The organism is Cognatilysobacter segetis (assembly GCF_004359965.1).
In the GTDB taxonomy this organism is placed as follows: Bacteria; Pseudomonadota; Gammaproteobacteria; order Xanthomonadales; family Xanthomonadaceae; genus Cognatilysobacter; species Cognatilysobacter segetis.
In genome coordinates this window covers 1-13095 of sequence record NZ_SMRQ01000062.1, presented here as the reverse complement: position 1 = coordinate 13095, position 13095 = coordinate 1, and the positions used below count along the sequence as shown (strand labels likewise).

Here is a 13095-nt window from a genome sequence, read left to right as displayed (position 1 = left end):
TGAGTGCGTCGAGCAGCTGCTGCATCGACGGGTTGTGCGCCTTGTCGAGCACCACGCGGATCGTGGTCTGCGGCCGCTTGGTGCCGAGCACGCGCATCGCGTCGAAGCTGCCCAGGTGCGAGCCGACCAGCAGCACGCCCTGGCCGCGGTCGAGCGGCGCGTGCACCGCTTCGACGCCGTGCACGCGGATGTCGAACCGGTCGAGCTTGCCGCCGAGCAGGAAGATGCGATCCAGGATCGTCGCGGCGAAGGTGTGGATGTGCTTCGCGACGTCCCACAGCGTGGCGCGGCGCCCGAGCGCGACGGTGAGGAAGCGCCGCGATGCATCACGCTCGTAGCCACGGCGCAGCAGGAAGTACAGCGTGATCGGGTACAGGCAGGCACGGCCGACACCGCGGCCGCCGTAGCGGCCGATCGAGCGGATCAGCCACAGCGCGAACCGGCCGCCGCCCTCGGGGCGCTGCTTCCAGGCGTCGGTCACGGCGCGTCCCCGTCGACGATGTCGCCGCTCGCCAGCAGGGCCTCGCCGCGCAGCACCCGGAAGCGCCAGCGCGGCGCGGCGCCGTCGAGCTCGATGCGCGCCGGCTCGCCCGGGCGCAGCGGTTGCAGGAACTTCACCTGCGGCAGGCGCAGGCGCGCGAGCGGGCCGTGCGTGGCTTCGACCGCTTCCACGACGCGATCCAGCAGCACGACGCCCGGCACGATCGGATCGCCCGGGAAGTGGCCCGGCAGGCTCGGATGCGAGGGGTCGACGACGAAGTCCATGTCAGTCGTGCGCGAGCAGGTCGACGACCGCGGCGCGCGCCTGCGCGGCGAGGCGGTCGCGCGCCTCCGAGCCCGTGCCCTCGGCGACGATCGGCTGGCCGATGCGCAGGCGGATCGTGCCCGGCCGCACCCGGAAGCCGTGCGGCGGCAGGATCGCGCCCGCGCCGCTCATCGCCATCGGCACCACCGGCACGCCGGCGCCGATCGCGACCTGGAACGCACCGGGCTTGAACTCGCCGACGCGGCCGTCGGTATTGCGCGTGCCTTCCGGGAAGATGCACAGCACGTGGCCGGCCTTCACGATGTCCGAGGCCGCGCGCAGGCTGCGCACCATCGACGCGCGATTGCCGTCGCGCTCGATGAAGCACATGCCCATCGACTTCGCATACCAGCCCACCATCGGCATGCGCGTCATCTCCTGCTTGAGCATGAAGCGCAACGGCACCGGCACCGCGCGGAACAGCGCGCAGATGTCGATCACCGATTCGTGCGTCGCCACCAGCACGCAAGGCTTGCTCCAGTCGACGTTCTCGACGCCGCGTACGTCGAGCTTCGCGCCGGCGCCGCCGAGCAGGCCCGGGGCCCACAGCCAGGACGCCATGCGCAGCGGCGCGCGGTTGCCGCGAGTGATCGCGCGCACGAGCATCGCCAGGCAGATGCCGGCCGCGGTCCAGAGCAGCGTGAACGCGAGCTGGAAGGTATTGGCGACGGTCCAGAACACGCGCAGCGGCAGCGGTTCGGACAGGCGGAGGGTCTGGGATGTCGCGGACATGGGCGGGTCGTCGGGGTCAGCGCATCACGTCGCGCCAGAAGGCGGGACCGAGCGCGCCGAGGCGGCGGATGAAATCGGGGAGATCGCGGTAGGGGCGATCCGGGAACAGGCGCAGGCGCACGAGGTACTCGACCACCATCAGCACGCCGGCGACGCCGTAGTCGAGCAGGTTCGCGCACCAGGACCACACCGCCTGCGGCACGGTCACCACCGGCGCGTGGCCGAGGTGGACCAGCAGCCCATCGGGCACCGCGATCAGCCCGAGCGCGAGGTTGGCCAGGCCGATGCCGGTGAGCACCACCGCCCAGAGCGTCGTCAGCCAGCGCGTGTAGGCCTTGAGCCGCGGCGCGAGGTCGGCGGGCGCGCACTGCTCCAGCCCGCCGACGATGCGGCTGATCAGCGGCACGCTGCCGGGCCGCAGCGTGCGCGCGAACCACCAGGCGACCAGCCACGGGAACAGCACCGGCGGCAGCAGCAGGAACACCGGCAGCGTCGCCGAGCCCTGGACCGCGAACAGCGCGACCGCCGCCGCGCCCACCGCGAGCCAGGCGCCGATGCGCCGCTGCGCGAGCGGCACCACCAGCAGGATCAGCACGATGTCGAGCAGCGCGAGCGCGGCGAGCCGCGGGTCGCGCGCCGTGCTCGCGGCATGCGCGAGCAGCGGGTAGGCCACGCTCAGCAGCAGGCGCGCGAGCGCGGCGTTCATCGATCAGGCCGTGCGGTTGGCCTGCACGTGCTCGCCGAGCGCGCGCAGGGAGCCGAAGATGCGGCGGTTCTCGTCGCTGTCGCTGCGCAGCTGGAAGCCGTAGCGCTTGCTGATGGCCAGCGCGAGCTCGAGCGCGTCGATCGAGTCCAGGCCCAGGCCGTCGCCGAACAGCGGCGCCTCGGGGTCGATGTCGGCGGGCGCGACGCCCTCGAGGTTCAGGCTCTCGACGATCAGCTCGGCGAGTTCGGTTTCGGCAGGCGTCTGGTTCGACATGGGTCTTCCGTGGTGGCGAGGGTCGCCACGATCGACCCGGGCGGCCGGGGCCGCAAGCATGAACGCTTCAGCGTGCCCGGCGCGGCGCGCCCGGTATCATTCGTGGGATGAACGATGCGCGAAATTCTGCCACCGATGCCCCGGTGGCGTGTGATGTGCTGATCGCCGGCGGCGGCCCGGCCGGGAGCACCGCGGCCACGCACCTCGCCCGCGCGGGCTGGAAGGTGGTGATGCTGGAGAAGGCGGCGCACCCGCGGTTCCACATCGGCGAGTCGCTGCTGCCGATGAACATGCCCATCCTCGAGCGCCTCGGCGTGCTCGACAGGGTACGCGCGATCGGCGTGGAAAAACGGGGCGCGGACTTCCCGACCGAGGGCGGCCACTACAACGTCTTCCATTTCGACCGCACGCTGCGGCCGGGCACCGGCTACGCCTTCCAGGTCCGGCGCGAGGACTTCGACCGCGAGCTGTTCGAGCATGCGCGCGCTGCCGGCGCCGACGCGCGCGAGAACACCCGGGTCACGCGCGTGGAGTTCGGCGACGACGGCCGCCCCGCGGTCGTCCACGCCACCGGGCCGGACGGCGCCTACACGCTGCGGCCCCGCGTGCTGCTGGACGCCACCGGCCGCGACACCCTGCTCGGCGGCGCGCTCAAGCTCAAGCGCAAGAACCGGCGCCACCAGTCCGCCGCGGTGTTCAGCCACTTCCGCGGCGTGGCGCGTCGCCCGGGCGAGGACGCCGGCAACATCACGATCTACCGCCACGCGCACGGCTGGATGTGGTTCATCCCGATGCGCGAGGACGTGATGAGCATCGGCGTGGTCTGCTCGCCCGAGTACCTCAAGGAGCGCGGCGGCGACAGCGAAGGCTTCCTGCTGCGCACCGTCGGCTCGGTGCCCGAGGCCGCCGAGCGGATGGCCGGCAGCGAGCGCTGCGGGCCCGTGCACGCCACCGGCAACTACACCTACGACTGCGCGCGCATGCACGGCCCGGGATGGCTGTTGCTCGGCGATGCCTACGCCTTCGTCGATCCGATGTTCTCGTCGGGCGTGTTCCTGGCGATGCACGGCGCCGAGCAGGGCGCGCAGGCGGTGGACGCCGCGCTGCGCGAACCCGCGCGCGAAGCCGCCCTGTTCACGGCCCTGCAGCGATCCTTCGACGCCGGCCTCGACGAATTCAAGTGGTTCATCTACCGCTTCACCACCCCGACGATGAAGCACCTGTTCGCCCATCCGCGCGATTTCCTGGGCGTGGAGCGCGCGGTGGTGTCGATGCTCGCCGGTGACGTGTTCGACGCGCGCCCCGTGCTGTGGCGGCTGCGCATCTTCCGCGTGATCTACGCGATCGCCGCGCTCGGCACCGCGCGCGATCGCCTGCTGGCGCGCCTGCGCCGCCGCGGCGGTCTCGACGCCGCGATGCAGGACGTGACATGACGCTGCCCCTGGCCCGCCGCGCGCCGTTGCTGTCGACCACCTACACCGATGCCCCGCTCGACGCGCTGCTCGCGCAGCCCGACGTGCTCGCGGTGATCGCCTTCGGCGCGCAGGCGCCGCATTCCGACGATCCCCGGCTGATCCGCGTGGCGCTCGAACCGCTCGGGCACGCGCCGCTGGAGGTCTGGCGGGGCGGCGCGCCGGTGCGGCACGGCCGCGTCGACGACCTGGCGTTCGCGCATGACGACCACCTGCTGGTCGCGGCGATGGACGTGCCCGAGATCGACGGCGACATCCGCACCGCGGCCGCGCACGCGTACGCGTCGCTGCGCACGCAGACCGCCGCGCTCGGCTATCCGCACCTGCTGCGGATCTGGAACTACGTCGACGACATCACGCTCGGCGAGGGCGACGAGGAACGCTATAAGCAGTTCTGCGTCGGCCGCGCCGCCGGGCTGGGCGAGGGCTTCGTCACCGAGACGCTGCCGGCCGCCACCGCGATCGGCCGGATCCGCCCGAACGGTCGCCTGCAGGTCTACTGGCTCGCCTCGCGCACGCCGGGCACGCCGCTGGAAAACCCGCGTCAGGTCAGCGCCTATCGCTACCCGCGCCAGTACGGCCCGCAGCCGCCGAGCTTCGCCCGCGCGATGCTGCCGCCCGCGCCGATGCCGCTGCTGCTGTCGGGCACGGCGTCGATCCGCGGCCATGAATCGCTGCACCACGACAGCGTGGAAGCGCAGCTCGACGAGACGCTGGCCAACATCGACGCGCTGATCGACGTGGCGCGCACGACGCGCCCGGAGCTGCCCGCGGCGCCCGCCGCGTCGACGCCGCTGAAGGCCTATGTGCGCGAAGCCGACGAGCTGGCGCGCGTGGACGCCGCGATGGCGTCGCGCCTGCCCGGCGTGCCCCGCGTGGTACTGCATGCACGCGTGTGCCGGCGCGAACTCCGGCTCGAGATCGACGGCTGCCACGGTGAGGTGACGACATGGGACTGATCAGCCTGATCTGGGGCATCGCGATGCTGCTGTGGATGCTGCTCGCGCTGGTCCCGCTGCTGGGCATCATGAACTGGCTGGTGATCCCGTTCGCCGCGGTCGGCGCGGTGATCGCGGCGATCGGCATCGCGCTCTCGCGCGAGGGCCATCGCGGCCGCGCCAAGGCCGGCCTGCTGCTCAACGTCGCGGTGATGGTGGTCGCGGCGATCCGCCTCAGCCTGGGCGGCGGCCTGCTCTGACCGCAGGCGAGGGTCGCCACGGCGGCGCATCCGTTGGCGGCGCGCAGCGCAGGCGGCCGGCGGCGGTGCGGGGGAGTCGAATCGCGCCTGACCCGCCCGTCCCGGGCGCCCGGGTAGCGGGCACCGCCGGGCGTAAACTGTCGCGATGAGCTATCCCTACGTGCGCCCGCGGCGGATGCGCCGCGACGATTTCTCGCGCCGGCTGATGCGCGAGACGGTCCTCACCGCGAGCGACCTGATCTATCCCGTCTTCGTCCACGAACTGGCCGGCCGCGCGCCGGTCGCCTCCATGCCGGGCGTGGAGCGGCTGTCGGTCGACGAGCTGCTGCGCGTGGCCGAAACCGCCGCCGAGCTGCGCATCCCCGCGCTTGCGCTGTTCCCGGTCACCGCGCCGGAGGCCAAGTCGCTCGACGCCTGCGCGGCCTGGGACGACGAGGGCCTCGTGCAGCGCGCGGTGTTCGCGCTGAAGTCGCGCTTCCCCGAGCTGGGCGTGGTCACCGACGTCGCGCTCGATCCGTACACGTCGCACGGCCAGGACGGGCTGATCGACGAGAACGGCTACGTGCTCAACGACGAGACCGTCGACGCACTGGTCAAGCAGGCGCTGAGCCATGCGCGCGCCGGCGCCGACATCGTCGCGCCCAGCGACATGATGGACGGCCGCATCGGCGAGATCCGCGCCGCGCTGGAGATGGACGACCACATCCACACGCGCATCCTCGCCTACAGCGCGAAGTACGCGAGCGCGTTCTACGGCCCCTTCCGCGACGCGGTCGGCAGCGCCGCCGCGCTCGGCAAGGCCGACAAGAAGACGTACCAGATGGACCCGGCCAACAGCGACGAGGCGCTGCGCGAAGTGTCACTGGATCTCGCCGAAGGCGCCGACATGGTGATGATCAAGCCGGGCCTGCCGTACCTCGACATCGTCCGCCGCATCAAGGACGAGTTCGGCGCGCCGACGTTCGTGTACCAGGTGAGCGGCGAGTACGCGATGCTCAAGGCGGCCTCGCTCAACGGCTGGCTGGACGAGCGCAAGGTCGCGCTGGAATCGCTCACCGCGATGAAACGCGCGGGCGCCGACGGCGTGCTGACCTATTACGCGCTCGACGCCGCGCGCTGGCTGCGCGAGGACGGCTGACCCACGCCGCCGACGTCGCCTTCGATCCACGAACGGCCTGCCCTGCGGCAGGCCGTTCGCGTTGGAGCCGCCCCCGCGCTCAATCGCAGCGGGCGTCGCCCTTCACCGTCGGCACGAGCACGCGGTACACGTCGAGCCGGCCCGCCTTCGGCGACGGCGCGGCGCCGCTGACCAGCATCTCCACCGGCCGATTCCAGTCCACCATCGGCGCGCGCGTGATGCCGTCGGCGGTATTGAACGCGAGCGCGAGCGGCGCGACGTCGGGACCGCGCCCCGCACGGCACGTGGCGACGAACAGGCGTACCGGCGCCGAGGCCACGTCGTCCGAGCGCGCGAACACGATCGCGTCCTCGCCGATCCACGCGCCGTCGCATTCGTCCGCGTCCGTCGCGAGGCCCGGCAGCGCATGCGCGTCGCCGAACGCATGGCCGTTCCAGCGCGCGACGAACAGGTCGAGGCCGCGCGCGCCGCCACGTCCGTCGCTCGCGAACATCAGCCGCACGCCGTCGCGGTTCGGCACGGGCGCGCGGTCGTCGCCGCGCGAGTTGACGGCCGCCCCCAGATGCACCGCCGCGCCGATGCGCCCGTCGGTGTCGACGGGCGCACGGTAGAGATCGTCGCCCCCGACGCCGCCGGCGCGATCGGAGGCGAAATACAGCCAGCGACCGTCCGCACTGAACGCCGGATCGGCCTCGCGCGCCGCGGTGTCGAGCGCGAGCGGCATCGGATCCTGCCAGCGACCGTCGACGCGCCGTGCCTGCCACAGGTCGCCGCCGCCGGGCCCGCCCGCGCGATCGGGGCTGGCCCACACGATCGTCGAACCGTCGGGGCTCACACTCGCGCGCAGCTCGGTATCGCGCGTGGACACCACGCCCACGCCTTCCATGCCCCAGGGTGCGAACGCCGTGCACGGGAGGGCGAGCAGGAACGTCGCGGCCAGCGCGAATCGCGAACGGTGGTGTACGGTGCGCACGCGTGAGTCCAGGCCGCCGAGAACCGATGCACCGTAACCGATTCGCCGTGTTCGGCCATCCCGTCGCGCATTCGCGTTCGCCGTTCATCCATGCGGCGTTCGCGGCGCAGTGCGGCATCGCGCTCGATTACACGCGGATCGACGCGACGCCCGCGGAGTTTCCTATCGCACTCGCGGCGTTCGCGCGCAACGGCGGCCGCGGTGCGAACGTGACGCTGCCGCACAAGACCGCCGCCGCGGCGCTGTGCGAATCGCTGAGCGAACGCGCCCGGCGGGCCGGCGCGGTCAACACGCTCGTGCGGCTCGACGCCGGCGACGCCGCCGCGTCGCGCTGGCACGGCGACAACACCGACGGCATCGGGCTGGTGCGCGACCTGCGCGATCGCCACCGCGTGCGGCTCGATGGCGCGCACGTGCGGCTGATCGGCGCCGGGGGCGCGGCGGCCGGCGTGGCGCCGGCGCTGCTGGAGGCGGGCATCGAGAGGCTCGACATCGTCAATCGCGGCGCGGCGCGCCTGGCCGCGCTCGTCGATAGGCTCGCGGATGCCCGCGTGCGCGGCATCGCGTGGTCGACGCCCGCGGCCGACGACGACGCCGATACGGCGCGCGCCGACATCGTCGTCAACAGCACCTCGGCGGCGCGCGGGGACGCGCGCGTCGACTGGCCGCTGCCACGGGGGCTCGCGACGGGCTGGGTCGCCGTCGACCTGGGTTACGGCGAGTCCGCCCGCGCCTTCCTCGAGGCCGCGCGCGAAGGCGGGGCGAGCGCCCGCATCGACGGGCTGGGCATGCTGGTCGAGCAGGCGGCGGAGAGTTTCCGCCTGTGGCACGGCGTCATGCCCGATACCGCGCCGGTGTACGCCGCGCTGCGCGCGGGCGTCGACCTGCGCTGAGGTTCGCCGCGCCGCGGCCGGGTCACTGGTAGACGCGGCCGCGCCAGCGCAGCCAGCCGTCGGGGTGCGAACCGCGCGGATCGTCGTGCGTCCAGTGCAGCGTGCCGCCCTTGGGGTTCCATACGTACTCGCCCCGGAACTCGACCGTCTCGCCTTCCGCCAGGCCGTCCAGCCGCGGGGCGAGGTCGAGGTTGTGCGCGACCAGCACCGTGCCGCCGTCGGCCAGGCGCAGCAGGAACCGCTGGTGCGGGCTGCCCTTGCGGTCCTCGGGCAGCAGGCGCCACACCGTGCCGCGCCCTTCGACATCGACGTCCTGCGCATGCGCGCGAACGGCGGCGGCCACCGTGTCGCGCGGGGCGCTGACCGCCGCGACCGGTGGATCGACCGCGTCCGTCGACGGCGCACAGGCGGCGAGACCGGCCAGCAGCAGCGCGGCGGTGGAACGCAGGACGCACGGAACGAGGGCCATGCGCCGATCATGGCAGCCGGCGCGACCCCCGTCTCGGTCCGCACGACGCACGTCACTGCCCGCTTAACGCGGCGGCGTGCACAATGCCGCCACCCGCACGCATCGTGCGGCGGCGCTCTTCATGACAGGGATCCGGCCGATTCGGCCGTCGCTGCGCCTTGCCCGAGGAGACTCATGTCCGTTCGACCCGACACCGTCCGCGCCCGCGCGGTCCATGACCGCATCGTCGACATCGATCCGAGCTGGCTCGACTTCGGCCCCGACGATCCGCTCGAGGCCGAGCGCTGGATCAACGACTGCGCCGCCTGCGGCAATGCGCCCACCCTCGCCTTCGCCGACCTGCGCTGGCAGGTGCGATGCGGTTGCGGTCAGTGCGGCACGCCGGGACAACTGGCGGCGATCGCGGCGGTGAACTGGAACAAGTCGCCGCTGTCGCGGCATCCGGCCTATGACACCGTGCCTTTCTTCGGTCTGCAGGGCCTGAGCATCCCGAAGGCGCGCGAGAAGCTGATCCGCGTGCGCGACTACCTCGAGGAACAGAAGCGCCGCTGCGAGCGCCGCATCCGCGCGCGCGAGCCGTTCGGCCATCGCTACTTCCAGCGCATCCGCGCCTACCTCGCGTGGGCGATCTACGCGCAGGGCCTGCTCCGCGAGGCCGAGAACGCGCTGCTCGCGCAGGCCGCGGCGCCCGCCGCCGTGCGCGTCGCGCACTGAGCGTTACAGCGCGCCGGCGCGCTTGATCGCCAGGTAGGTATCGACCAGCGCCGCTGGCAGTGCGTCGGTGGTCACGTCCAGCACGCGCACGCCATGGCTGCGCAGGGCCTCGTGCGCGGCGGCGCGGCGTTCCAGGTATTGCGCCGTCGCCGCGACGGTGAGCGCGCCGGGCAGGTCGTCGACCTCGCGCGCGAGCGTCGCGTCCAGCGCCGCCTCGCGCAGGCTGGCCACGCAGACCATGTGCCGACGACGCAGCAGCTGCACGGCGGCGAGCACGTCGTCCATGTCCTCGTCGCGCAGGTTGGTGACCAGCATGACCAGCGAGCGCCGCCGCTGGCGCAGCGCGATCTCGGTGGCGGCGGCGAGGAAATCGGTGGCGACGGGGCGGGGCTGCAGCGCATAGGTGGCGCGCAGCAGGCGCTCGATCGCAGTGGCGCCGCGTTGCGGCGGCACCCAGGCGGCCTCGCCGCCGCTGGCGAGGAGGCCGACCGCATCGCCCTGCCGCAGCGCGAGCCAGGCGACGACGAGCGATGCGTCCAGCACATGGTCGAAATGGCTCATCGCGTCGTCGCGCGCGAGCATGCGGCGGCCGGTGTCGAGCATCAGCACGAGCTGCTGGTTGCGCTCGTCCTGGTATTCGCGCGAGATCAGCCGGCGCGTACGCGCGGTGGCCTTCCAGTCGATCTGCCGCATCGAATCGCCGACGCGGTACTCGCGCATCTGGTGGAAATCGGTGCCTTCGCCGCGCCGGCGCTGCACGTGCGCGCCGACCAGCCGCGACGCCTGTTCGGCGCTGAACATCGCGAACTTCGCCAGCGGCGCGAAGTTCGGATAGACGCGCACGGCGCGCGGCGTGCCGACGACGACGTCGCGCGTGAGCAGGCGCCACGGCGACTGCAGCCGCAGCTGCACACGGTCGAAGGTGGCGTCGCCGCGCCGATCAGGCGTGAGCCGGTACTCGACCGACGTCGCGAGGCCGGGGTGCAGCTCGAGCCGGCGCGGCAGGCCGTGCACGCGCCACGCGCCGGGATGCAGGTCGAAGACGTCGACGCGCAGCGGCGCGGGCACGTCGTCGAACGCCAGTGTCACCGCCGTCTCCACGCCGACCGGCCAGGTATCGGGCATGCGTCGCGCCCCCTCCGGCGGCGCGCGCCGCAGCAGGCGCACGCCATCGACCAGCACCAGTGCGGCGATGGCGGCGCCGGCGAGCGTCCAGGCGCTGGACGGCAGCGCGCCCGCCAGCCACGCCACGCCCACGCCCGCCCACAGCGCGAGCAGGCCGAGCAGCGCGGGCGCCGGCCGCGGCCAGCGTCGATCCGCGCGAGGCCGCGCCGGACTCACTGGCGCGGCGCGTCCACGCGGGCGAGCAGCGCCTGCAGCACCGCATCGGCCGACTGGCCTTCCAGCTGCAGCTCCGGCGCCAGCGCGATGCGATGGCGCAACGCGGGCAGCGCGACCTCGCGCACGTCGTCGGGGGTGACGAAATCGCGCCCCGACAACACCGCCTGCGCGCGCGCGCAACGCACCAGCGCGATCGAGCCGCGCGGGCCGGCACCGAGCGCGATGCCGGCCCAGTCGCGCGTGCTGGCCGCGATGCGCACCGCGTAGTCGATGATCGCGTCGTCGACGTGCAGCGCGGCGGTCGCGTCCTGCATCGCCACGATGTCGCCCGGGCCGAGCACGCGCGGCACGCGCGAGAGATCGAACGTGCCGGAGGCGCCGCGGCTGACGTCGGCCACCATGCGCACCTCGTCGGCACGCTGCGGATAGCCGATCAGCACTTTCAGCAGGAAGCGGTCGAGCTGCGCCTCGGGCAGCGGGTAGGTGCCCTCGTGCTCCAGCGGGTTCTGCGTGGCCAGCGCCATGAAGGGCGGCGGCAGCTCGAAGCTGCGGCCCTCGATGGTGACCTGGCGCTCGGCCATCGCTTCGAGCAGCGCGGCCTGCGTCTTGGCGGGCGCGCGGTTGATCTCGTCGGCGAGCAGGAGATTGGTAAACACCGGGCCGCGGCGGATCGAGAACGTCTCGGTCTTCGGATCCCAGACCGCGTGGCCGCTGATGTCGCTGGGCATGAGGTCGGGCGTGAACTGCACGCGCGCGTAGTCGCAGTCGATCGCCTGAGCGAGCGCGCGCACCAGCAGGGTCTTGCCGAGGCCGGGCACGCCCTCGATCAGCACGTGGCCGCCGGCGAGCAGCGCGACGAGGATCTGCTGCAGCACGTCGGGTTGCCCGATGAACGCACCGGACACCGCCTCGCGCAGGCGGGCGGCATGGTCGGCGAGCGCGTCGCCGGTGAGCGGGGTGGGCTGCGTATCGGTCATAGCCGGTTTCTCATGCGGACAAGGGTGGCGATGCGGGCGACGAAGGCCTTCGCGTCGCGGGGTTCGGGGGCTCGCAGCGCGTCGCGCATCGACGCGGCGGGCAGCTTCAGGCGCTCGACGAGGCGCACGAGTTGCGGCTCGCCCTCGAGCGCGGCGGCCTGCGGATCGCGGCGGCGCAGGCGATCGAACATCGCCGCGCGCATCGCGTCGTACAGCACGCCGCCGCGGCCGTAGCGCCACTGGTGCTGGCCGCTGGCGGCGACGTGTTCGAGCAGCGACCGGCGCTCCAGTGCGGGCGACGGCAGCAGGGGGCCGAAGCGTCGCATGCGCGCCCACAGCCAGCCGCCGAGGAGCAGCACGAGCGGCAGCCACACCGGCCAGCCACGGCGCAGCAACGTACGCCACAGCGACGGCATGCTCGCCGCATGCACGAGGTGCACGGTGCCGCGCGGATCGCCCGCGGCGAGCAGTTCGTGCGCGAACGCGCGGTTGACGGGCGCTTTCAGGTAATCGGTGGTGAGGAACGCGAGCGAGCCCAGCACGTCCACCGAGCCGCGGCCGTGGTGGACGCGCGCGAACACGTCGCCGTCGACATCGCCCAGGCGCACCGCCGTGCCGCGCGGCGCCTCGAAGCGGCGACCGCTGCAGAGCGCCATGGGCGTCGCCTCCCCGTGCACGCAACCGGCATCGGTGCGCCGCGCGGGAACGCGCACGCCGAGTGCATCGAGCAGCGGCACCGCCATGCGGCCGTCGCGCGGCACGCCGTCGAACGCATCGGCCGCGACGTCGGGCTCGGGCACGCCGACGACCAGATGGCCGCCCGCGCCCACCCAGTCGAGCAGGCGCGTGCGCGCCGGCGTCGGAAGCGTGCGGACGTCGCCGTCGAACAGCAGGGTGTCGTGCGGGGTCAGCCCCATCGCGGCGGGGTCGAGCCGTCGCCACGCGCGCGCGCGGCGGCCGTCCTTCTGCACGGCGAGGCGCAGCGCGAACAGCGGATCGCGCGCGGCCTCGCCGGTGCGCGGCAGGTCGACCCAGCGCTCGACGCGCTTGAACGTGTGCAGCCACCACGCGACCGCGCCGGCCACGAGCAGCGCGCCGACGGCCGCGGCGAGCCAACCGCGCGCCTTCATGCGCGCCACCCGAACGCGGCGGCCGCGTCGTCGAGGGCGGCGTCGAAGTCGGCCCGCGCCGGCAGGCGTTCCGCCCACGCGGCGTACTGCCACAGCCGCACCACGCGCGCGAACGCCTGGCGCGGCACGTCGGGCAGCGCCTGTGCCACGCGCAGGCACTGCGCTTCGGTCGCGCCCGGCGGCAGCACGCGCCCGGTGGCGGCGAGCATCGAGTCGACCGCCGCGCGATACACCAGCGCCAGCGCCTCGCGCGGCTGGCCCGCCTGCCACAGCC

16 protein-coding genes and 1 pseudogene are annotated in these 13095 nt (G+C 73.4%); 6 read left to right on the top strand and 11 right to left on the bottom strand.

Annotated elements, in window-relative coordinates:
- The 5 genes and pseudogenes from E4F61_RS12110 to E4F61_RS12090 form a co-directional block, all read right to left on the bottom strand.
- Positions 1–481: pseudogene (locus tag E4F61_RS12110) on the bottom strand (acyltransferase); the annotation flags it as partial.
- A complete protein-coding gene (locus tag E4F61_RS12105) occupies positions 478–765 on the bottom strand; it encodes an ApeI family dehydratase (protein WP_133479777.1) in 288 nt (95 codons plus the stop codon). The gene E4F61_RS12105 and the pseudogene E4F61_RS12110, both read right to left, overlap by 4 nt.
- Position 766: 1 nt before the next feature.
- The gene (locus tag E4F61_RS12100; RefSeq protein WP_133479907.1) at positions 767–1537 is read right to left on the bottom strand and encodes a lysophospholipid acyltransferase family protein; all 771 of its coding nucleotides are present in this window, start codon (positions 1535–1537) and stop codon (positions 767–769) included.
- Positions 1538–1553: 16 nt separating this feature from the next.
- Positions 1554–2243: a COG4648 family protein gene (locus E4F61_RS12095; protein WP_133479906.1), complete on the bottom strand. Its 690-nt coding sequence runs from the start codon at positions 2241–2243 to the stop codon at positions 1554–1556.
- 3 nt (positions 2244–2246) lie between these two features.
- Positions 2247–2516, bottom strand: a complete 270-nt coding sequence (locus E4F61_RS12090) for a phosphopantetheine-binding protein (RefSeq protein ID WP_133479905.1) — start codon at positions 2514–2516, stop codon at positions 2247–2249.
- Between the two features lie 107 nt (positions 2517–2623).
- Between E4F61_RS12090 and E4F61_RS12085 the strand changes: the two genes are divergently transcribed.
- The 4 genes from E4F61_RS12085 (at position 2624) to hemB (ending at position 6324) form a co-directional block, all read left to right on the top strand.
- Positions 2624–3949 (top strand): tryptophan 7-halogenase, encoded by a 1326-nt coding sequence (locus E4F61_RS12085; RefSeq protein ID WP_162301485.1) that lies wholly within the window; start codon positions 2624–2626, stop codon positions 3947–3949.
- Positions 3946–4947 carry a chorismate transformation FkbO/Hyg5 family protein gene (locus tag E4F61_RS12080; protein ID WP_133479904.1) on the top strand — a complete coding sequence of 334 codons (1002 nt, stop codon included), beginning with the start codon at positions 3946–3948 and terminating at the stop codon, positions 4945–4947. The genes E4F61_RS12085 and E4F61_RS12080 overlap by 4 nt, the downstream gene beginning before the upstream one ends.
- Positions 4938–5186 (top strand): hypothetical protein, encoded by a 249-nt coding sequence (locus E4F61_RS12075; RefSeq protein ID WP_133479903.1) that lies wholly within the window; start codon positions 4938–4940, stop codon positions 5184–5186. The genes E4F61_RS12080 and E4F61_RS12075 overlap by 10 nt, the downstream gene beginning before the upstream one ends.
- 145 nt (positions 5187–5331) lie before the next feature.
- Positions 5332–6324: a porphobilinogen synthase gene (hemB, locus tag E4F61_RS12070; protein ID WP_133479902.1), complete on the top strand. Its 993-nt coding sequence runs from the start codon at positions 5332–5334 to the stop codon at positions 6322–6324.
- Between the two features lie 79 nt (positions 6325–6403).
- Here the strand turns inward: hemB and E4F61_RS12065 are convergent, their stop codons facing one another.
- Positions 6404–7297 (bottom strand): TolB family protein, encoded by an 894-nt coding sequence (locus E4F61_RS12065; RefSeq protein ID WP_238382916.1) that lies wholly within the window; start codon positions 7295–7297, stop codon positions 6404–6406.
- Between the two features lie 26 nt (positions 7298–7323).
- On the opposite strand from E4F61_RS12065, the gene aroE reads away from it, so the two are divergent.
- Complete coding sequence (gene aroE, locus E4F61_RS12060; protein ID WP_133479901.1) at positions 7324–8190, top strand: shikimate dehydrogenase; 867 nt, start codon at positions 7324–7326, stop codon at positions 8188–8190.
- 22 nt (positions 8191–8212) lie between these two features.
- Here the strand turns inward: aroE and E4F61_RS12055 are convergent, their stop codons facing one another.
- Positions 8213–8659 carry a DUF3465 domain-containing protein gene (locus tag E4F61_RS12055; RefSeq protein WP_133479900.1) on the bottom strand — a complete coding sequence of 149 codons (447 nt, stop codon included), beginning with the start codon at positions 8657–8659 and terminating at the stop codon, positions 8213–8215.
- A gap of 174 nt (positions 8660–8833) precedes the next feature.
- On the opposite strand from E4F61_RS12055, the gene E4F61_RS12050 reads away from it, so the two are divergent.
- Positions 8834–9373 carry a hypothetical protein gene (locus E4F61_RS12050; protein WP_133479899.1) on the top strand — a complete coding sequence of 180 codons (540 nt, stop codon included), beginning with the start codon at positions 8834–8836 and terminating at the stop codon, positions 9371–9373.
- Positions 9374–9376: 3 nt separating this feature from the next.
- Here E4F61_RS12050 and E4F61_RS12045 read toward each other — a convergent pair whose 3' ends face one another.
- The 4 genes from E4F61_RS12045 to E4F61_RS12030 all read right to left on the bottom strand — a co-directional run.
- The gene (locus E4F61_RS12045) at positions 9377–10714 is read right to left on the bottom strand and encodes a DUF58 domain-containing protein (protein WP_238382914.1); all 1338 of its coding nucleotides are present in this window, start codon (positions 10712–10714) and stop codon (positions 9377–9379) included.
- Positions 10711–11691 carry an AAA family ATPase gene (locus E4F61_RS12040; protein WP_133479898.1) on the bottom strand — a complete coding sequence of 327 codons (981 nt, stop codon included), beginning with the start codon at positions 11689–11691 and terminating at the stop codon, positions 10711–10713. Before E4F61_RS12040 ends, E4F61_RS12045 begins: the two co-directional genes overlap by 4 nt.
- Entirely contained in the window at positions 11688–12821 is a 1134-nt protein-coding gene (locus tag E4F61_RS12035) for a DUF4350 domain-containing protein (RefSeq protein ID WP_133479897.1), read from the bottom strand. Before E4F61_RS12035 ends, E4F61_RS12040 begins: the two co-directional genes overlap by 4 nt.
- The coding region (locus E4F61_RS12030) for a DUF4129 domain-containing protein (RefSeq protein WP_133479896.1) at positions 12818–13095 on the bottom strand (278 nt) is incomplete at its 5' end. The genes E4F61_RS12035 and E4F61_RS12030, both read right to left, overlap by 4 nt.